The following is a 19,033-nucleotide window of genomic DNA, read 5'->3' as shown; positions in this document are numbered from 1 at the left end:
GTCGCGGACCAGGCCCCAGCCGCGCTCCCAGGTCCGGCCCGGCTCCGGCACGCGCTCCGGCTCGACCCGCGGCGGTTGCGTCCCCTGCTCGGGCTCCGGTTCTGGTTCCTCTTCCGGATCCGGCCGGGACACGACGATCTCGCTCCACACCTGCTTGCCGCCGCCGACCGGCACCGAACCCCAGGCCGTCGACATCGCCTCGACCAGGAAGAGCCCGCGTCCGCCCGTCGCCTCCCAGTCCACCACCACAGGCTTGGCGGGCGCGCGCGGCGAGGAGTCGTTCACGGTCACCCGCAGCCGGTCCGCGGCCAGGGTCAGGTCCACCCGGACCGCGCCCTGGGTGTGCACCAGCGCGTTGGTGACCAGCTCCGACACCACCAGCAGCACCGTGTCGGCCTCGGCCACGACGTCCCACGAGCGCAGCGTGCGCGCGCTGAACCGGCGGGCGTGCATGACCGCGTCCGGCAGCCGCCACACCACCCAGCCCGCCCGCACCGGCCGGACCCGCATCCCGTCGTAGCGCAGCAGCAGCAACGCCACGTCGTCCTCACGGCGGCCGGCGTCGCCCAGCAGTTCGTCGGCCATCCGCCCCGGGTCGGAGGGGTCGGCCGCGGCGAGTGCCTCGCGCACGAGCCGCATGCCCTCGTCCACCTGCAGATCGGCCGACTCCACCAGGCCGTCCGTCACCAGCGCGAGCACCGAGCCCGGGGCCAGGGCGAGTGCCGTCAGGGGGAACTCCGCGTCCGCGAGGACGCCCAGCGGGAGCCCGCCCTCCACCGCGATCTCCTCGGTGCCGCCGTCGGGAAGACGCACCAGCGGGGACAGATGCCCAGCCCGCACGAACAGCGCGTTGCCCTCCTCCATGTCCAGTTCGACATAGCAGCAGGTGGCGAACAGGTCGGTCTCCATGCCGACGAGCAGCCGGTTGGCGTGTCCGACGACCACGTCCGGAGGGTGGCCCTCCACGGCGTAGGCCCGGACCGCGGTACGCATCTGGCCCATGATCGTCGCGGCCCCGGCGCTGTGCCCCTGTACGTCACCGATGACCAGGGCCACCTTGCTCTCCGACAGCGCGATCACGTCGTACCAGTCGCCGCCCACCTGGAGCCCGCGCCGGGCGGGCAGATAGCGGGCCACGGCGGTGCCGCCGGGCAGCCGGGGGAGCCGGCGCGGCAGCAGGCTGCGCTGCAGCATCGTCGCGAGCTCCTGCTCGGCGTCGTAGGCGTGCGCGCGTTTCAGGGCCTGCCCCACCAGCCCCGCGGTCGCCGTCAGCAGGGCCCGCTCCTCGGGGGCGAACTCGTGCGGGGTGTCCCAGCCGACCAGGCACACCCCGGTCACCCTGCTCTTGGCCGGCAGCGGCAGGACCGCGAGCCCGCCGGGGCCGATCCCCTGAAGCCCGGGTTCCAGTACGGCACCCGCCGGCCACAGGCTCATCCGCCCGTCCCGCAGCGCCGCCTGGAGCGTGGGCAGGGCGGCGACCGGCGCGTCGGGCCACTCCGAGCGCCACTCGGCACGCCACAGGTCCGGCCAGGCGCCGGCACTCGGCGGATCGAGCACGGTGACCGCCAGCCGGTCCTCCAGCAGCTCGGCGAGCGCCACCCGGTCGGCGTCCAGCGGCTCGCGCAGCGCGGCGACCACCACGCGGCTGACGTCCCGGACCGTCACGGCGTCGTCGAGCGCGGCCGTCAGCCACTGGATCCGGGCGACGTCGCTGGCGCTCCGGCGCAGCACGGGGGCGGCGGTCACCACGCCGAGCACGCGTTCCGGAGCGCCGTCGGGGCCCTTCCGCACGCGGGAGTTCAGGCGCAGCCAGCACAGTTCGCCGGTGGGCCGGCGGATCCGGAACTCCAGTTCCCGGCGTCCAGGAGTCTGCGCGGACGGTTCGATCACCGACATCAGGGCGGGGACGTCCTCCGGGACGCTGCACGAGAGCAGGGTGTCGGTCTTGCCGTCGAAGCCGTTGTCGGGGATGCCGACGAGTTCGAGCAGGGCCTGGTCCGTCTCGACCAGGCCGGTGCCCGGAGCCAGGGCGAAGGAACCTACGCCCATGGCGCGCAGCGCCGAATCCAGCAGGGGCGAGGGGGCGCACCGGTCGGCCTCGCCCCGGAGCCGCCCGGCGACCGCCTCGGCATACCGCTCCAGAAACTCCCGCTGCTCGGCCCCGAAGCCCTCCCCGGCCTCTCCCACCACGACAAGACATCCCAGCCACCCACCCGCGGCCCCCAGCGGCAACGCCCCGAGCGGCGCGGCGGAGGCTCCGCCTTCCTCCCGGCCGGCGAACACCACATCCCCGAGCCACAACGCCCGCCCACTCCGAAAGGCCTTGGCGATGGCCACCCCTCCGTGCTCCGCCCCTGCGGGGCCACCGGGGGAGGACTCGGGTGGCGTACTCGGCGCGGGGGCGTGGGGCGGGGCAGTCGGGCCGCTCGGCCCCGGCTCAGTCGGGTCAGGCCCCGGACCCGCACCCCCGACCCCGGTCACGCCACCTCCGACCCCGGTCACGCCGCCCCCGACCCCGGTCACGCCACCTCCGACCCCGGTCACGCCACCCCCCGCCACCGGCGAACCTCCGCCCCCCTCCGAAACCGGCACCCGCCCCGGCAGCCCGAACCGCTCCGGCTCGTCGCCGGCCGATTCCACGGAGCGGAGTTCCGTACCGTCCTCGCTCCGTACGTACACCGCCGCCAGTGCCACCCCGGCGAACGCCAGGATCCGCTCCCGCGCGGCGAGCTCCGGCTCGGGACGAGGCGGGCCGGTGCCCCCGTTCCCCGGCGCCCGAAGACCGGGGACCGTGGCCCGGGCATCGCCGTAATGGGGCATGTCCGCATCCACCTCCCGTCCGTGCCGCGGCCACCGGCAGGTGGGAGTCCCCGGAACTCAGGCGACGACGACACGGCGGATCCACGCCGCGCATGAGCGGCAGGACACCCACACAACAGAATCGCACACCTGGATAACTGCGACATATAGGGCAGGCGGCCCGGCCCGTTCGACGCACCCCGCGATTTCCGGCCACTCGTACCCTTCCGTACCGCCGCCCGGCTACCGTTGCGGCGCATGACCCACACCGAGATCGAGATCACGCCGGAACTGATTCGGGAGCTGCTGTGCGACCAGCACCCCGACCTGGCCGATCGCCCCCTGCGGCTCGGCGCGCGCGGCTGGGACAACCAGCTCTGGCGCCTCGGTGACGACCTGGCCGTGCGGCTGCCCTGGGCGACGGGTTCCGTGGACGCGCTGCTGCGCAAAGAGCACACCTGGCTCCCCGTACTCGCCCCGACCCTGCCCCTGGAGGTTCCGGTCCCACAGCGTCTCGGTGAGCCCTCCGACCGCTTTCCGCACGCCTGGATCGTCACTACCTGGGTGCAGGGCGCTCCCGCCGACCGCGCCCCCGCCACCCGCGCCGCGGAATCGGCCGAGGCCCTGGCCGCCTTCCTGACGGCTCTGCACCGCCCCGCCCCCGAGGACGCACCTGTGGGCCGGAGCCGCGGCGGGCCGTTGTCCGAGCACGCCGAGGGGTTCGCCCACCAACTCGCCACGGCCACGGAGCTGGGCCTGGTCGAGGACCCGGAGCCGGTCCGCGCGATCCTGGACGACGCCCTCGCCGCGCCCGACTGGACGGGCCCCGCGGTCTGGCTCCACGCCGACCTGCACGCGGCCAACGTCCTCACCGCCGACGGCACCTTCTGCGGTGTGATCGACTTCGGCGACCTCTGCGCAGGCGACCCGGCCTGCGATCTCGCCGCCGCCTGGAACCTGCTGCCGGACGGCGCGGCCGACCGCTTCTTCGACCTCTACCGCCCGGCCGCCGACCTCGCGACCTGGCGCCGCGCCCGGGGCTGGGCCGTCGCGCGCGCTCTGGTCTGCATGATCATCGGAGATGCCGGAGTCCACGGCCGCCCCGGCGGCAAGCCGACGTGGGGGCCACCGGCCGAGGCCGCTCTGCAGCGCATCCTGGCCACGGCCGACCACCTGTGACCCGGGCGGATGCCCGTCACCGGATGCCCGTCACCGGATGCCCGTCACCGGATGCCGTCACCAGGTGACGGGCCCGGCGACCGAGGCTCACCGGTCACCGGGCTCGCCCGGAGTGACGGTTCAGCCCACCCGGCAGGGCAGGCTCGTCGTACTGTCAGCGCCCGGAGCGGTGGCGGTGTAGCCGAAGGTGGTGCTCCTGCCCGGCGCGAGGGAGCCGTTCCAGCCGGCGTTGTGGACCATCACCGACTGGCCGTTGTAGGTCGCGTTGCCGCTCCACAAGCTCTCGATCTTGTGGCCGGCGGGGAGGTTCCAGTCGACCATCCAGCCGAGCATCGGGACGGTGCCGGTGTTGGTGACGGTCACCTCGGACTGGTAGCCGCCGTTCCAGCTGCCGGTCGTCTTGCGGGTGGCCGTGCACGTGCCGGGCACCGGCTCGGACGGGTTGCCCGGCTCCTTGATGCCGGTCACCTCGCCGTTGCCGCCGTCGAAGACGATGTCGGAGCAGGAGTAGAAGGTCTCCTGGCTGTCGGAGCGCTGCCAGACCATGTAGATGATGTGGCGGCCCGACTTGTTGGCGGGGAGCTTGCCGGTCCAGGAGTAGTTGGCCTCGACCGTGCCGGGGGAGCCGTTCAGCGGCGGGTGGTCGACGCTCAGGAACGGCCGTTCCTCCATGTCGTTCCAGGTGAGCGTCTTGGCCGGGTCGAAGCCGTCCTTGGTGATGTAGACGTAGAACCAACCCGGGTGCGCCGCCCAGGCGTTGTACGAGAAGTCGACCGTCGCGCCCGAGGTGAGGTGCGTGAGCGGCCAGTCCTTGCTGGGCGTGTTGAACCCGGTGAAGTTGGTGTTGCCGCCGCTGCACAGCTCGCCGTCCGGCACGAAGCCCCGGGTGCGGCCGGCGCCGTCCGAGCGGAGCACCGAGAACCAGTTGTAGAACGGCGTGGTGCCGCTGGTCTGCTGGGCGGACCGGCAGGCCGGGTTGACCGGCTTGATCTCACCGGTGTCGGTCAGACCGTCCTGCCAGCACAGGAAGGTACGGCTGCCGGGCTTCATGGGCGTGCCGTGGGCCTCCGCCTCACCACCGGCCGTCATGACCAGACCGAGGGCCGGGACCGTGACGAGCAGGGAGAGCAGAACGAGGAAGAGGGACCTGGCCCGGGTGGGGAGCGTTGATCGGCGCATCGGGAGCCTTCCCGGCTCTTTTGTCAGGATCATGACAGCATCATCCGTTCCTTGGGGTACGGGCCTGCGGATGCGTGTGTGGGGATGCGTGTGCGATGCGCGGGGTGGGAGCGACTTCAGGGCGGGTTCCGGTCCACCGTTATGGGAGCGCTCCCACCCCGCCTGTTGCGGAAGTTAGCGCCGAGAGGCGCGGATGTAAACGGTTGTCGCACCCGGACTGCCGGTCAGGGGCCTTCTGGTGGCCGCCGGCCCCGGCGCAGAACACGCTGGGCCGCCTGCCGCAGGGCCGCGACGAGCGGCTCGTCCCGGCGGCTCGGCAGCCAGCCCAGCGCTGCCGTCCAGGGTTCGAGGTCGGTGACGTCGACGTACGACACACCGCGGCGCGGGTAGAGCCAGCGGGTCGTGTCCGGCGGCAGCTGGATGCCCTGCCCCATGGCGATCAGCGGCAGGGCGCTCTCGTAGTCGACGATGGCGTGCGGGCTGAACCGCACCGGGGTGCCGTCCGGGCGAGGGTCGGCGGACCAGAAGTCCCGGAACACCTTCGGGACCTGCTCCGACCAGCCGATGCGGGGCTGGTCGGCGAGGTCCGCGAGGGTCAGCGCGTCCCGGGCGGCAAGAGGGTGACAACCGGCCATCGCGACGCAACGCGGCCCGCCGGCCAGTGCCAGGGTCTGGACGCCGTCGGGCACGGGCAGAAACAGGAACGCCGCGTCGACCTCGCCCCGCAGTATCGCCGGGCCGGCGTCGAAGCCCATGCGTACGACGTCGACCTCCACCTGCGGGAAGTTCTCCCGCAGTTCCTTCAAGACGGCCGGGATCGGGTCCATCGAGGTGATCGCCTCAAAGGAGCCGATCACGATCCGGCCCGCGGCCGCGTTGGCCTGGGTCTCCGCCGTACGGCGCAGCTCCTCGGCCGCCTCCACCACGCTCCGGGCCCGCCCCACGAGTGCCTCACCCGCCGCGCTCAACGCGACCCTGCGCGTCGTCCGGTCCACCACGGCGACACCCAACCGCTCCTCCAGAGCGGTGATGTGCCGCGAAAACGTCGGCTGCGCCATGAACGCCCGCCGCGCCGCCCGCCCGAAGTGCAACTCCTCGGCGAGGAGCAGGAACAGCTGCAACTGCTGGATGCTCGGATACCTCACGTCGCTCCTGGTGCGGCCATGTCTTTGAGGCTATCAACGACTTGAGCGCGACCGACCTCTCGAGGGCGCGGGGCTGCTTCGGTGTGTGGCTGCGCCGCGTGGGCGCGACCAGCCATAACGATCGCGCACACGGCCACCAGAGCCGTGCGCGCAGGCTCGAACCCTCGGTGGTGCTCATGCCGTTGCCTCCGTGGGGCGTCGCTGGTGGCCGAGGCGGGCCGTGGATGCGCGAGCCCGAGCCTGTCGGTACGCGTCGTGCAACTGGTCGTGTGTCTCGCGGGGGAGGTCGGCGTTCGCGTTCTCGCCATCCATGGCTCAGCAGGTCTCGCAGCTGACGCAGTGGTTCACGAAACGCACGAACGCGGTCTGCTCGGGGGTCTCGGCCATTCTCGTGCTTACGATCTCGTAGTTCGCACAGGGCGCCCAGGACGCGGGCGAGCCTCCGGGCGTACATCACGCTTCCGCTCAGCAGGGCAAAGCTCAGCTCGAGGGCTCGGAGCTCGGCGCGAGCCTCGCGGACGCGGACCAGGGCGCCGCAGCGGGTCACGCTGTTCCTCGGCAGCCGCCCGGCCGCCTGCTCGGCAGCGGGCATCGCTTCCCACACCAGGGCGTGGAAGCGGCGGCCGGGCCCACTGGCCGCTCGTCAGATCACCATGCCCCACGAGGCGTGATCATCCACGACCAAGATCCGCTTCCGTGGCAGACCCCAGGCCCCGGCCGACGGCCGAAGGAGTCAGCCGCTCCCTGGGGTGCGGCAGGGGGGCATCCGGGAGCGCAGGAGCGGAGCGGATGAGCTGGGCATGCTTGCACTACCCCTCAACTGGTGGTTTGGCCTGGGAAGTTGAGCAGGGAACTGAATGCGTCCCTAGCGTGGTTCGTGCCGTGGTCTGCGGGCTGCGGTGCGGCGTCGCTTCCCGCGGCACCGCAGCAGTGACAGGCAAGGGGAACTGAATGGCGAACTTCCAGACTGGTGAGATTCCCCCCGGCTTCGCGTTCACTGAGAGCGGCGGGCTCATCCACTACAAGTACGGCATCGTCCTGGCGGTCCCGGCGGCCAACCAGGCCGGCTGGTCGGGCGACATATGGATCAGCTTCGGCTCCGCCTGGGGGGATGCAAAGATCAAGGTGAACTGGCACGACGGCTCCAACTGGAGCGCCGCCGTGGACCTGAACGTCACGCAGGCAGGCGGCCGGGTCCACAACGGCGCGAAGCTCCCGACGAGTACGCAGAAGATCGCCATCGGCCGCGTCAGGAAGAGCGCGAGCGACACCGAGGACGACATCCCGGTCAGCTGGCTGCTCCAAGTGGCCGAGGCGTGACCCAGGCAGCCCCCTGGAACTCCCGATGCCCGGTCCGGCCCAGCAGGCCGGACCGGGCATCGGGCATGGTGGCCGTGGCCTTGCCGGGCGTGATACCTGGCCGACTCGGCCTGTGGCGGGAGCCCGCGCGCCGCCGTCACCGGCGGGCGTCAGCCGGCGCGAGCAGGCCGGCCACCTCGGCGACGGCATCGGGGCGTGATCATCCGCCACCAAGATCCACTTCCGCAACAGACCCCAGGCTCTGCCCGCCGGGCCACTGGTGAAGGTCGATGAACGCGCGTCAGCCGCTACGGCTGCGTGCGTTCCTCCTGTGCGAGCGGACGAGGAACGTCACCGACCAGCTCGACGCGGCGTACGCCCAGCCGACCACGTCACCCAGGTCTCAAGGCGCCCCCGAACCGACACCGCCCCCTACGCCGCATCCCCGACCACCCCCGCCACCCACCCCAGCTGACGCCGCACATGCACCGCATCCCCACCCTCATGCCCATTGAACGGATACGCGTGGATCTCCTTGCGTGCCTCCGTCTCCACCCCCGCCTCTGCCTCCGCCCCCGCCAACTCCCCATACAGATTGAACGCCCCGTACACCCCACTCGGCGGACACACCGTGTCCCGCAACCCCACCCCGAAGTGGGCGGCAGCCGAGGCCCGGCGGGCGAAGGAGGTCCCCTCCACGTACGACAGCGTGCGATACGCCTCGCGCTCGGCGCCCCGATGGACGGACAGATACGCGGCGATCTCCCCGTAGGGCCCCGCATCCGTGAGGTCCAGCGCCCGCCGGATCCCGCACAGCAGGGGAGCCGTGACCAGCAACGCCGCCAGGTCGGGAACGAGCCCCGCGACGGCCAACGCCACCCCGCCGCCCTGACTGTTGCCGGCCGCGATGATCCGCCCGGCGTCCACTCCGGGCAACGCCCGGACCGCCGAGACCGCCCGCACCGCGTCGGTGATCAGGCGCCGGTAGTGATAGTCCTCGGGCGTGAGCAGCCCGCGCACGGCCGGCCCGGGCCCGCCCGGCGCCGCGGCGTGCGGATCCGGGGTGTCGCCACCGCACCCGTACTGGTCGCCCTGGCCGCGGTTGTCCATGAGCAGATGCGCGTACCCGGCGTTCACCCATGTCAGACGCTCATGCGGAAGGCCGCGCCCGCGCCCGTACCCGGCGAACTCGACCACGGCGGGCAGGGGTTCGTCGACGCCGGCGGGACGGCTGAACCACGCCCGCACGGGGTCGCCCGCGAAGCCCCGGAACGTCACGTCCCAGGTCCGTGTCAGCCGGAGGCCCGTCTCCACCGGCCGCGCCGACACCAGCGGATCCGCCTGCCCGGCCTCCTTCAGTGTGCTCAGCCAGAACGCGTCGAAGTCGGCGGGCTCCTCCACGTCCGGGCGATGGCGCTCCAGTTCCGTCAGCGGCAGGTCGAACGCGGGCACGGCGGCACCTCGCAGGAGTCGGTGGTCATCCAGAAACTTGCGACGGACAACGGGCGGTAGCCCCTGGGGTCTACCCAGGTTCGACAGCGTTCCAACGCGGCACAGACGCCCCACCTGACTGCCGCAGCACCCATTGACAGCGCTTTCTGGTGCCCTTAAGTTGCCGCGAAGTTACCGGTAAGAGCTCGAAAGTTTCGGTTCCGCGTCCCTTGCCCACGGGAGGCCCGAGCAATGAGCACGTCCACCACGTCGGCCCCGCCGGGCACCCAGGACCCGCCTCCGGCACGGGCCGCGCCCCGACGCGGCACACGGGTTTCCGCCCGGACCGGCTGGCGGCGGGCGCTGCGCCGCGACTGGCAGTTGTACTCGCTGGCGATCCTGCCGCTGCTGTTCTTCCTGGTCTTCCGCTATCTGCCGATGATCGGCAACGTGATCGCCTTCCGTCGCTTCGAGCCCGGAGGGTCGATCTTCGGCGAGGAGTGGGTGGGGCTGCGCTATGTGGAGATGTTCCTCAGCGACCCCACCTTCTGGCAGGTGTTCCGGAACACGCTGTGGATGGGCGGGCTCACGCTGCTGTTCTGCTTCCCGGTCCCGATCGTGCTGGCGCTGCTGCTCAACGAGGTGCGCCGGCGCTCCCTGAAGCGGTTCGTGCAGTCGGTGTCGTACCTTCCGCACTTCCTGTCGATCGTGATCGTCGCGGGCATCACCATGCAGATGCTGGCCAGTGACGGCCCCGTCAACCACGTCCTCGGCTGGCTGGGCCACGAACCGATCCGCTTCATCCAGGAACCCGAGTGGTTCCGCACCATCTACGTCGGCTCGGAGATCTGGCAGACCGCCGGCTGGGGCACGATCCTCTACCTCGCCGCGCTCACCACGATCGACGAGGACCTGTACGAGGCGGCGCGCATCGACGGTGCCAACCGCTGGCAGCAGATCTGGCACGTCACCCTGCCCGGCATCCGGCCCACCATGGTCACGCTGCTGATCCTCAACATCGGCACGTTCATGGTGGTCGGCTTCGAGAAGGTGCTGCTGCTGTACAACCCGCTGACGTATCCGACCGCCGACGTGATCTCGACGTATGTCTACCGGGCCGGTGTGGAGTCCAACAGCTTCAGTTACGCCGCCGCCATCGGACTGTTCGAGGCGATCATCGGCCTGGTCCTCATCACGTCCGCCAACCAGCTCTCGCGTCGCACAGTGGGGACGAGCCTGTGGTGAAGCCGAGTCGTTCCTACCGGGTCTTCCAGGGCGTCAACGGAGTGGTCCTCACCCTGGTCGTCCTGGTGACGCTGTATCCCTTCACCAACATCCTGGCGCGGTCCTTCAGCGGGGAGCGGCAGATCCGGGCCGGTGAGGTGACCCTGCTGCCCAAGGGGTTCAACCTCACCACGTACAAGATCGTGTTCCAGGACGAGATGTTCTGGCGGAACTACGGCAACACCGTGCTGTACACGGTCGTCGCGACGGCCGTGGCCATGGTGCTGACGACGTGTTACGCCTATGTGCTGTCGAAGAGGAACCTCAAGGGCCGGGGCGTGCTCGTCGGTGTCGCCGTGTTCACCATGTTCTTCACCGGCGGCCTGATCCCGAACTACATCCTGGTCACCAGCCTCGGCCTGAAGAACAGTGTCTGGGCGATCGCCCTGCCGAACGCGATCAGCGTCTTCAACCTGCTGGTGATGAAGGCCTTCTTCGAGAACCTGCCGACCGAGCTGGAGGAGGCCGCGCAGATCGACGGCCTGAGCACGTACGGCATTCTGCTCAGGATCGTCCTGCCGCTGTCCAAGGCGGTCGTGGCGACGATGGTGCTCTTCTACTCGGTGTCCTTCTGGAACTCCTGGTTCAGCGCCTTCCTCTATATGGACCGGACCGATCTGATGCCGGTCACCGTCTACCTCCGCAACCTCATCCAGGGCGCCACGGGCGGCGGCAACGCGGGCGCGGGCACCGAGCAGCTCAGCCAGGTCGCCGCGAACATCCAGTCGGTGACCATCGTCCTCACCGCCCTGCCGATCCTCTGCGTGTACCCCTTCGTCCAGCGCTACTTCGTCTCGGGCGTGATGCTCGGCGCGGTCAAGGGCTGACGCCGCCTCCGCGACACCGCCGCCTCCTCAACTCGCTTACGGAACAAAGGAGTCTCCGTGCAGAACGCAGGACAGCTCTCGCGGCGCCAGATCCTCGCCGCCGCCGGCTTCATCGGGCTCGCCACGGTCACCGGCTGCGGCAGCGGCGAGGACGGAGGCGACTCCAAGGACCTGTCCAAGAAGCAGAACGGCGCGATGAAGAACTACCGGGCCGGGCAGCAGTTCAAGGCGGCCAAGCCGCTGTCCTTCTCGATGCTGCACAACAACAACCCGGTCTACCCGACGAAGGACGGCTGGCTGTTCTGGAAGGAGCTCACCAAGCGCACCGGGGTCACCCTCAAGCCGGTCGACGTCCCGCTGGCCGACTACGAGAAGAAGCGCAGTGTCCTCATCGGGGCCGGGGACGCCCCGTTCCTGATCCCGAAGACGTACCACCCCTCGGAGGTCGCCTTCGTCTCGTCGGGCGCGATCCTCGCGGTCAGCGAGTACGTCGATCTGATGCCCAACTTCCGCGACAAGGTGCGCAAGTGGAAGCTGGAGCCCGAGCTCGACTCGATCCGCCAGTCCGACGGCAAGTACTACCTGCTGCCCGGCCTGCACGAGAAGGCCAAGTCCGGCTACTCGCTGTCCTTGCGCACGGACGTCCTCGACAAGCACGGGCTGAGCCTGCCCACCACCTGGGACGAGGTGTACGACGTCCTCAAGGCGCTCAAGGAGGAGTACCCCGGCAAGTACCCGTTCTCCGACCGCTGGAGCACCAACACCCCGTTCCCCTGCGGAGCGCTGTTCAGCTACCTGGGCCAGGCCTTCGGTGTCAAAGCCGGCTGGACGTACGACAACATCAGCTTCGACCACAAGGCGCAGAAGTACGTCTTCACCGGCGCCCAGGACGCCTACCGCCAGATGGTCGAGTACCTGCGCAAGCTCGTCGCCGAGAAGCTCATGGACCCCGAGAGCTTCAGCCAGACCGACGACCAGGCCGTGCAGAAGCTCCTTGCCGAGAAGACCTACGTGATGAGCGCCAACCCCCAGGAACTGGTGCAGAACTACCGCTACAACCTGGAGAAGCAGGTCAAGGGCGCGAAGATCGAGATGATCCCGGTGCCCGTCGGGCCCGCCGGTCCCGTGGTGCTGGGCGGCAGCCGCCTGGAGAACGGCGTCATGGTCTCCAGCAAGGCCCTCAAGAGCGACAGCTTCGTCGCGATGATGCAGTTCCTCGACTGGCTCTGGTACTCGGACGAGGGCCAGAAGTTCTGCAAGTGGGGCGTCGAGGGCGTCACCTACACCGGCTCCGGCGGCGGCTACGAGCTGAAGCCCGGCATCTCCCTCATGGGCTCCGACCCGGAGGCCCCGAAGGACCTCCAGAAGGACTACGGCTTCTTCAACGGCGTCTTCACCTACGGCGGTAGCTGGGCCCTCGTCTCCTCGTCGTTCAGCCCGGACGAGAAGAAGTTCCAGGACGCCATGGCCCAGCGCGAGCAACTGCCCATCGACCCGGCCCACCCGCTCCAGTCCTTCGAGCAGGAACAGGCGACCCTCTGGGACACCCCGCTCAAGGACACCGTCATCCAGAACACCCTCCAGTTCGTCCTCGGCAAGCGCCCGCTGTCCCAGTGGAACGCCTACCTCTCCGAGCTGAAGTCGAAGAACATGCAGCAGCTCGTCGACCTGCACAACAAGGCGTACGAGCGGTTCAAGAAGGAGAACGGGTGATCCTCCGCGTCCCCGATGCGCCGAGCGGCCGACTGACCGACGCCTGGCGGCAGTGCGTCGGCACCGGCCGTCTCGACCTCGCCCTGCGCGGCGACTACCAGGAGTCGCTGAAGGTCCTGCAGCGCGACATCGGCTTCCGGTACATCCGGGGCCACGGGCTGCTCAGCGACGGCATGGCGGTGCACCGGCCCTACGAGTGGCGGGGCCGCCGGCACGTCCGGCACTCCTTCACCCACGTCGACCAGGTCCTCGACGCCTACCTCGCCCTCGGCATCCGTCCCTTCCTCGAACTCGGCTTCATGCCGGGCGAGCTGGCCTCGGGCGAGCAGACCGTGTTCTGGTGGCGCGGCAACGTCACGCCGCCCCGCTCCCACCAGGAGTGGGCCGACCTGGTCCGCGCCCTGCTCACCCACCTCGTCGACCGCTACGGTCTCGACGAGGTCCGCACCTGGCCCGTCGAGGTGTGGAACGAGCCCAACCTGCGCGACTTCTGGCAGGACGCGGACGAGAAGGCCTACCACCGGCTGTACGAGGTGACCGCGCGCGCCGTGAAGGAGGTGGACGCCGGGATCCAGGTCGGCGGGCCGGCGATCTCGCCCGGCGCGGACGAGTGGCTGGAGCGGTTCGCCGAGTTCACCGACCGCCACGACGTGCCGCTGGACTTCGTCTCCCGGCACGCCTACAGCTCGGGCCCCGCCCAGCACGTGCCGTTCGGCGTCCACCAGACCCTGGCACCCGCGTCCGGGCTGCTCGACCAGTTCGCCACGCCGAGGCGGCGGCTGGCGGGGACCCGGTACGCTGAACTCCCTGTGCACATCACCGAGTTCAACTCGTCCTACCGGCCCGACAACCCGGTGCACGACACCGCCTTCCACGCCGCCTACCTCGCCCCGGTCGTGGCGAACGGCGGTGAGCACGCCGACTCCTTCTCGTACTGGACGTTCAGCGACGTCTTCGAGGAGGCCGGGGTGCCGACCGCCCTGTTCCACGGCGGGTTCGGACTGCTCACCCACCGGCAGGTGCGCAAGCCGACGTACCACCTCTACGCGTTCATGGCCCGGATGGGACCCGACGTGCTCGCGCGCGGCGACGACCACCTGGTCACCCGGCATGCCGACGGCCGGGTCACCGTGCTGGCCTGGGCGCCCGTCGACCCGACCGGCGAGACACCCGGCTCCGACCGGCACACCCTGCGCCTGTCCCCGCCGGTGCCCGGAGGCGAGGTGTTCGTCCGCCGTTCCTCCGTGGACGAGGAGCGGGGCAACGCGTACACGGCCTGGCGGCACCTGGGCAGCCCGCTCTCACCGAAACCCGGACAGCTCGACGTCCTGCACGAGGCCGCCGAGCCCGCGCGCACCCACCAGCGCCTGACCAGCGAGGACGGCCGCGTCGACCTCCCGCTCACCCTGAGCCGCCACGAGGTCACCCTCGTCGAGCTCACGCCCGTCGTCGACGAGACCCCGCCCTGGTGGGACGACCGGCGCCTGCTCGGCCGGGAGGTGACGGCATGAGCACCGTCCGCACCTCCGACTTCGGCACGGGCGCCCTCTCCCGTGCCTCCGCCCTGATCCACACCGTCCTGACCGTCGAGGCGCTGCTGCTCCTCACCGCCTCCCCGGGCCTGGCAGGCCTGCTCCTGCTCGGCCCCGACCCGGCCAACCTCCCGCTCGCGGCCCTGTGCCTGCTGCCCCTCGGCCCGGCCCTGTCCGCCGCGCTCTACGCCCTCCACCACCGCAGCCGCGACCTCACCGCACTGCACCCGGCCCGCGCCTTCCTGCGCGGCTGGCGGCTCAACGCCGTACCGGCCCTGAAGCTGTGGACGCCCCTGCTGGCCTGGCTGACGGTCATCACCTTCACCCTCACCCACTTCTCCGCCACCGGCCTGCCCGGCTGGTGGGCGCTGCTGCTCGCGGCGATCGGAGCGGGCGCCCTCCTCTGGGGCGCGCACGCCCTCGTCCTCACCTCGCTCTTCGTCTTCCGCGCCCGGGACACCGCCCGCCTCGCCGGGTACTTCCTGTTCCGGCACGGCCGCGCCACCCTCGCCGCGGCCTCCCTGATGATCCTGACGGCCGCGCTGACCGCCCTGCTGACCGAGGCCCTGCCCGCCCTGCTGGCCGCCCCGCTGCTGCTGTCCCTGCTGCACGGCAGCCGCACGGTGATCACCGAGACCCAGGAGGAGTTCACGGCATGACCGCGCCCCGCACCCCGAAGATCCCGTACGGCGGCGACTACAACCCCGAGCAGTGGCCCGAGGACGTCCGGGACGACGACCACCGCCTGTTCACCCGGGCCGGCATCGACACGCTCACCGTCGGCGTCTTCACCTGGTCCCTGACCCAACCGGCCCCGGACAGCTACGACTTCACGGTCCTGGACCGGATCCTGGACCGGGCCGCCGCCGAGGGCCGCCAGATCTGCCTGGCCACCGGCACGGCCGCCCTTCCGCCCTGGCTCGCCAAGCGGCACCCCGAGGTCAACCGCACCGACTTCGAGGGCCGCCGCCACCGCTACGGCCAGCGCCACAACTTCTGCCCCAGCTCACCGGCGTACCGCGAGCACGCCACCGCGATGGCCTCGCGCCTCGCCGAACGGTACGCGCACCACCCGGCCCTGCTCGCCTGGCACATCAACAACGAGTACGGCGGCGTCTGTTACTGCGAGCTGTGCGCCGAGGCGTTCCGGGAGTGGCTGCGCGAACGGCACGGCACCCTCGAGTCCCTCAACGACGCCTGGTGGACCACCTTCTGGTCGCACCGCTACACCGACTGGGACCAGATCGAGCCGCCCAACGCCCTCACCGAGCACTGGCGGGGCCCCGACCACACCGCGTTCCAGGGCATCACCCTCGACTACTTCCGCTTCACCACCGACGCCCTCCTCGGCTGCTTCCTGGCCGAGAAGGAGGTGATCCGCGCCCACGACCCCGACACGCCCGTCACCACCAACTTCATGGGCGCCTTTCGCCCCCTCGACTACCACCGCTGGGCGCCCCACCTCGACTTCGCCTCCTGGGACAGCTACCCGCCCCTCGACGCCCCGCCGACCCGGCCCGCCCTCGCCCACGACCTGATGCGCGGCCTGAAGGACGGCGCCCCCTTCTGGCTGATGGAACACACGCCGTCGACCACCGCCTGCCGTGACGTCAACCCGCTCCGACGCCCCGGCGAACTCCGCCTCGCCACCTTCCAAGCCCTCGCCCACGGCGCCGACGCCGCTCTCTACTTCCAGATGCGCGCCTCACGCGGCGCCTGCGAGAAGTACCACGGGGCGGTCATCGGCCACGCGGGCCGCGACGACACCCGCGTCTTCCGCGAAGTCGCCGAACTGGGACGGGAGCTGGAGGTCCTGGGCGACCGGACACTGGGAGCCCGCACCCCGGCCCGCACCGCCCTGCTCTTCGACTGGGACAGCTGGTGGGCCCTGGAGATCTCCGACGGCCCGTCCCGGCTGGTCAAGTACCAGGACATGGTCCACGCCTACTACCGGGCCGCCCGCGAGGCCGGCGCCGATGTGGACGTGATCCCGCAGACGGCCGACCTCACGCCCTACGACGTGGTGCTCGCCCCCGCGCTGTACATGATCAAGGGGGACCTGGCGGCCCGCCTCGAAGCCGTGGCCGCACGCGGCGGCACGGTCCTGACCACCTTCCTCTCCGGCCGCGTCGACGAACACGACCGCGCCTTCCTCACCGACGTCCCCGGCCCGCTCGCGCCCCTCATGGGCGTCCGGGTCGACGAATGGGACGCCCGGCCGCCGGAGTTCACCCAGACCGTCCCCGAGCTGGCGACAGAGGCACGACTCGTCTTCGAGATCGTGCTCCCGCGCGGCGCCGAGCCGGTCGCCACCTACGGCACCGACTTCTACGCGGGCACCCCGGCCGTGACCCGCAACCGCTTCGGCGGGGGCGAGGGCTGGTACGTCGCCACCGCCCTCGACCAGCCGGGCGTCGACGCCGTCGTCCGCCGGATCCTGAACCGCCACGACCTGCTCGGCCCCTACGCCGGCCACCCGGCGGTCGAGACGGCCACCCGTGTCGCCCCCGACGGCACCCGCCTGCTCTTCCTCCTCAACCACGCCCCCGAACCGGCCCACCTCACCGCCCACGCCACCGCCAACGACCTGCTCACCGGCAAGCGCGTGGACCAGGGCGAACCCCTGGTCCTCGACCCCCTGGGTGTGGCGATCCTTCAGTAGACCCGCCGCCCTCGCTCGTCCGGCACCCCGGACTTGCGCAGGAAGTAGCTGTTGATCTGGTCGCGCCACTCGCGGGCGCCGCGGAGCTGCTCCTCGTACCGCTCCGCCACCCGCGCGTGGCGCGCGGGATCCACCAGCCCGGCCAGCGAGGCCCACACCGCCTGGGCCTCCTCGACCTCCTCCACGCCCTCGAAGTGCGTGTCGTAGATGTGCTGTATCACCGTCTTGCCGCTGTGCAGGGTGTGCCCGTACGACACGTGGTGGAAGAACAGCAGCAGCTCGTCGGGGCAGGTGTCCGGCGACTCGTACAGCTCGGCCCACGGCTTGGCGTACTGCCCGGCGTACCCGGTGCCGGTCGCCACGCTGCGGTCGACGCCGATGCCGTCCCGGTCGGCGAAGTGGTAGGTCCCCCACGGGCTGTACTCGTACCCGTCCACGTTCGGCCCGTAGTGGTGCCCGGGCTGCACCATGAAGCCCACGCCGAGGGGAGCGGTGTACTTCTCGTACGTCCGCCACGAGCCGTCGAGCACGGCGTGCAGCCCTTCCGCCGGCCCCGGCCCGAAGGTGAGCCCGATCCACTCGTCGAGCACCTCGCCCGGCTCGGCGTCCGGCCGCCAGGCCAGCCGTCCGAAGGTGTAGAGGTTCGCCTGGGCGAGGGGATGCCCGGCCCAGAACGGGTCGTCGCCGGCGTTGGACACGGCGATCAGCCCGCCCCGCGCCAACTCGCCTACAAAGGACCCCTGTTCAGCCGGGAACCGCAGCACCTCGCTCCACATCGGCCCCAGCCAGCAGACGTGCCGCTGCTGCCCGGTGTACTCCTGGGTGACCTGCAGTTCCACCGCCAGCCGGGTGCCGGGCATCGCCCCGATCAGCGGCGAGACCGGCTCGCGCACCTGGAAGTCGATCGGCCCGTGCTTCACCTGGAGCACGGCGTTGGCCGCGAACGCCCCGTCCAGCGGCACGAAGTGGTCGTACGCGGCCCGGGCCCGGTCCGTCCTCCGGTCCCGCCAGTCCTGGCAGTGGTCGTAGACGAACGCCCTCCAGTGCACGGTGCCGCCGTACGGTTCCAGGGCGGCGGCCAGCAGGTTCGCCCCGTCGGCGTGGCTGCGGCCGTAGGCGAACGGCCCCGGCTGGCCCTCCGAGTCGGCCTTCACCACGTACCCGCCGAAGTCGGGTATCGCCGCGTACACCGCTCCCGTGGCCTCGGCCCACCAGCCGCGCACGGTCCCGTCCAGCGGATCGGCCGTGGGCAGCCCGCCCAGCACCACGGGCGCGGCGAAGGACACGGACAGGTGGGTGCGGATCCCGTAGGGCCGCAGCGCATCGGCGATCGCGGCGACCTCGCCGATCCGGTCGGTCAGCAGACGCGCCTCGGTCTCGTGCACGTTGACGTTGTTGACGGCGACCGCGTTGATCCCGCAGGCCGCCAGCAGCCTGCCGTACGCCCGCACCCGCTCCAGGTCCCCGCGCAACCGCCCGTCCTCCCAGAACAGCGAGCCGCCCGCGTACCCGCGCTCCACCTGGCCCATGACCGGGTGCACGGCGACGTTGTCCCAGTGGTCGAGCATGCGCAGGGCGAGCGCGGGGTGATGGGTCTCCCGCGCCCGCTCGCCGGAGAACGCCGCTTCCCCGAGCCGCACGACATGGAACAGGCCGTACAGCAGCCCGCGGCCGCCGCAGGCGGTGACGGTCGTCGTGCCGGCCTCCCGGGTGACCGTGAAGTCCTCGTCACCGAGGTCATGGACGCCGAGGTCGAGGACCAGGTCGTACGCGTCGCCCTTTGGCTCGGCGTCGCGCACGACCCGGCCCCCGAACAGCCGGCAGGCCTGAGCCACCTCCCCGTGCACCGTCTCCACCAGCTGGCCCGATCCTCGGATCAGCGTCCGCCGGCCGCCGATCGCCCGGAATGCCGCGGGCGGCAGCCAGGCCGGGTCGACACCCTCGGGCAGGACGGGCACGGGAAGCGGCATGAGACCCCCAACT

The 19,033-nt window shown here is 71.2% G+C and carries 12 protein-coding genes and 2 pseudogenes; 8 read left to right on the top strand and 6 right to left on the bottom strand.

Features of this window, described 5'->3' with window-relative positions; genetic code table 11:
* Window positions 1–114 precede the first annotated feature (114 nt).
* Window positions 115–2,820, bottom strand: a pseudogene (locus tag ACZ58V_RS29565) (SpoIIE family protein phosphatase); the annotation flags it as partial.
* Window positions 2,821–3,057: 237 nt separating this feature from the next.
* Between ACZ58V_RS29565 and ACZ58V_RS29560 the strand changes: the two are divergent.
* Entirely contained in the window at window positions 3,058–3,978 is a 921-nt protein-coding gene (locus ACZ58V_RS29560) for an aminoglycoside phosphotransferase family protein (protein WP_468192117.1), read from the top strand.
* A gap of 120 nt (window positions 3,979–4,098) precedes the next feature.
* Here ACZ58V_RS29560 and ACZ58V_RS29555 read toward each other — a convergent pair whose 3' ends face one another.
* The 3 genes and pseudogenes from ACZ58V_RS29555 to ACZ58V_RS29545 all read right to left on the bottom strand — a co-directional run.
* Window positions 4,099–5,157 carry a lytic polysaccharide monooxygenase auxiliary activity family 9 protein gene (locus ACZ58V_RS29555; RefSeq protein ID WP_471293660.1) on the bottom strand — a complete coding sequence of 353 codons (1,059 nt, stop codon included), beginning with the start codon at window positions 5,155–5,157 and terminating at the stop codon, window positions 4,099–4,101.
* 224 nt (window positions 5,158–5,381) lie between these two features.
* Window positions 5,382–6,302 carry a LysR family transcriptional regulator gene (locus ACZ58V_RS29550; protein ID WP_471293657.1) on the bottom strand — a complete coding sequence of 307 codons (921 nt, stop codon included), beginning with the start codon at window positions 6,300–6,302 and terminating at the stop codon, window positions 5,382–5,384.
* 418 nt (window positions 6,303–6,720) lie between these two features.
* Window positions 6,721–6,912 (bottom strand): annotated as a pseudogene (locus ACZ58V_RS29545) (DUF6415 family natural product biosynthesis protein); the annotation flags it as partial.
* A 341-nt stretch (window positions 6,913–7,253) separates the two neighbouring features.
* Here ACZ58V_RS29545 and ACZ58V_RS29540 point away from each other — a divergent pair.
* Window positions 7,254–7,622 carry a hypothetical protein gene (locus tag ACZ58V_RS29540; protein ID WP_468192112.1) on the top strand — a complete coding sequence of 123 codons (369 nt, stop codon included), beginning with the start codon at window positions 7,254–7,256 and terminating at the stop codon, window positions 7,620–7,622.
* A 411-nt stretch (window positions 7,623–8,033) separates the two neighbouring features.
* On the opposite strand, the gene ACZ58V_RS29535 is transcribed toward ACZ58V_RS29540, so the two are convergent.
* Window positions 8,034–9,053: an acetylxylan esterase gene (locus ACZ58V_RS29535; protein ID WP_471293654.1), complete on the bottom strand. Its 1,020-nt coding sequence runs from the start codon at window positions 9,051–9,053 to the stop codon at window positions 8,034–8,036.
* 231 nt (window positions 9,054–9,284) lie between these two features.
* Between ACZ58V_RS29535 and ACZ58V_RS29530 the strand changes: the two genes are divergently transcribed.
* Genes ACZ58V_RS29530 through ACZ58V_RS29505 form a run of 6 tightly spaced genes read left to right on the top strand, consistent with a single transcriptional unit; the run spans window position 9,285 to window position 17,050 of the window.
* The gene (locus ACZ58V_RS29530) at window positions 9,285–10,277 is read left to right on the top strand and encodes an ABC transporter permease (protein WP_468192109.1); all 993 of its coding nucleotides are present in this window, start codon (window positions 9,285–9,287) and stop codon (window positions 10,275–10,277) included.
* On the top strand, window positions 10,271–11,143 hold the full coding sequence (locus ACZ58V_RS29525; protein ID WP_468192107.1) for a carbohydrate ABC transporter permease: 873 nt from the start codon (window positions 10,271–10,273) through the stop codon (window positions 11,141–11,143). Before ACZ58V_RS29530 ends, ACZ58V_RS29525 begins: the two co-directional genes overlap by 7 nt.
* A gap of 57 nt (window positions 11,144–11,200) precedes the next feature.
* Window positions 11,201–12,856 carry an ABC transporter substrate-binding protein gene (locus ACZ58V_RS29520; protein WP_471293651.1) on the top strand — a complete coding sequence of 552 codons (1,656 nt, stop codon included), beginning with the start codon at window positions 11,201–11,203 and terminating at the stop codon, window positions 12,854–12,856.
* Window positions 12,856–14,367: a GH39 family glycosyl hydrolase gene (locus tag ACZ58V_RS29515; protein ID WP_471293820.1), complete on the top strand. Its 1,512-nt coding sequence runs from the start codon at window positions 12,856–12,858 to the stop codon at window positions 14,365–14,367. Before ACZ58V_RS29520 ends, ACZ58V_RS29515 begins: the two co-directional genes overlap by 1 nt.
* Entirely contained in the window at window positions 14,364–15,047 is a 684-nt protein-coding gene (locus tag ACZ58V_RS29510; RefSeq protein WP_468192104.1) for a hypothetical protein, read from the top strand. The genes ACZ58V_RS29515 and ACZ58V_RS29510 overlap by 4 nt, the downstream gene beginning before the upstream one ends.
* Window positions 15,044–17,050: a beta-galactosidase gene (locus tag ACZ58V_RS29505; protein ID WP_471293648.1), complete on the top strand. Its 2,007-nt coding sequence runs from the start codon at window positions 15,044–15,046 to the stop codon at window positions 17,048–17,050. Before ACZ58V_RS29510 ends, ACZ58V_RS29505 begins: the two co-directional genes overlap by 4 nt.
* Here the strand turns inward: ACZ58V_RS29505 and ACZ58V_RS29500 are convergent.
* Complete coding sequence (locus tag ACZ58V_RS29500) at window positions 17,044–19,020, bottom strand: alpha-glucuronidase (RefSeq protein WP_471293645.1); 1,977 nt, start codon at window positions 19,018–19,020, stop codon at window positions 17,044–17,046. The two genes, ACZ58V_RS29505 and ACZ58V_RS29500, sit on opposite strands and share 7 nt — an antisense overlap.
* Between the last annotated feature and the right edge of the window lie 13 nt (window positions 19,021–19,033).

The organism is Streptomyces sp. NPDC040589, from assembly GCF_055594445.1.
The sequence above is the reverse complement of the archived record's forward strand: the minus strand, read 5'-3'. Positions and strand labels throughout refer to the sequence as shown.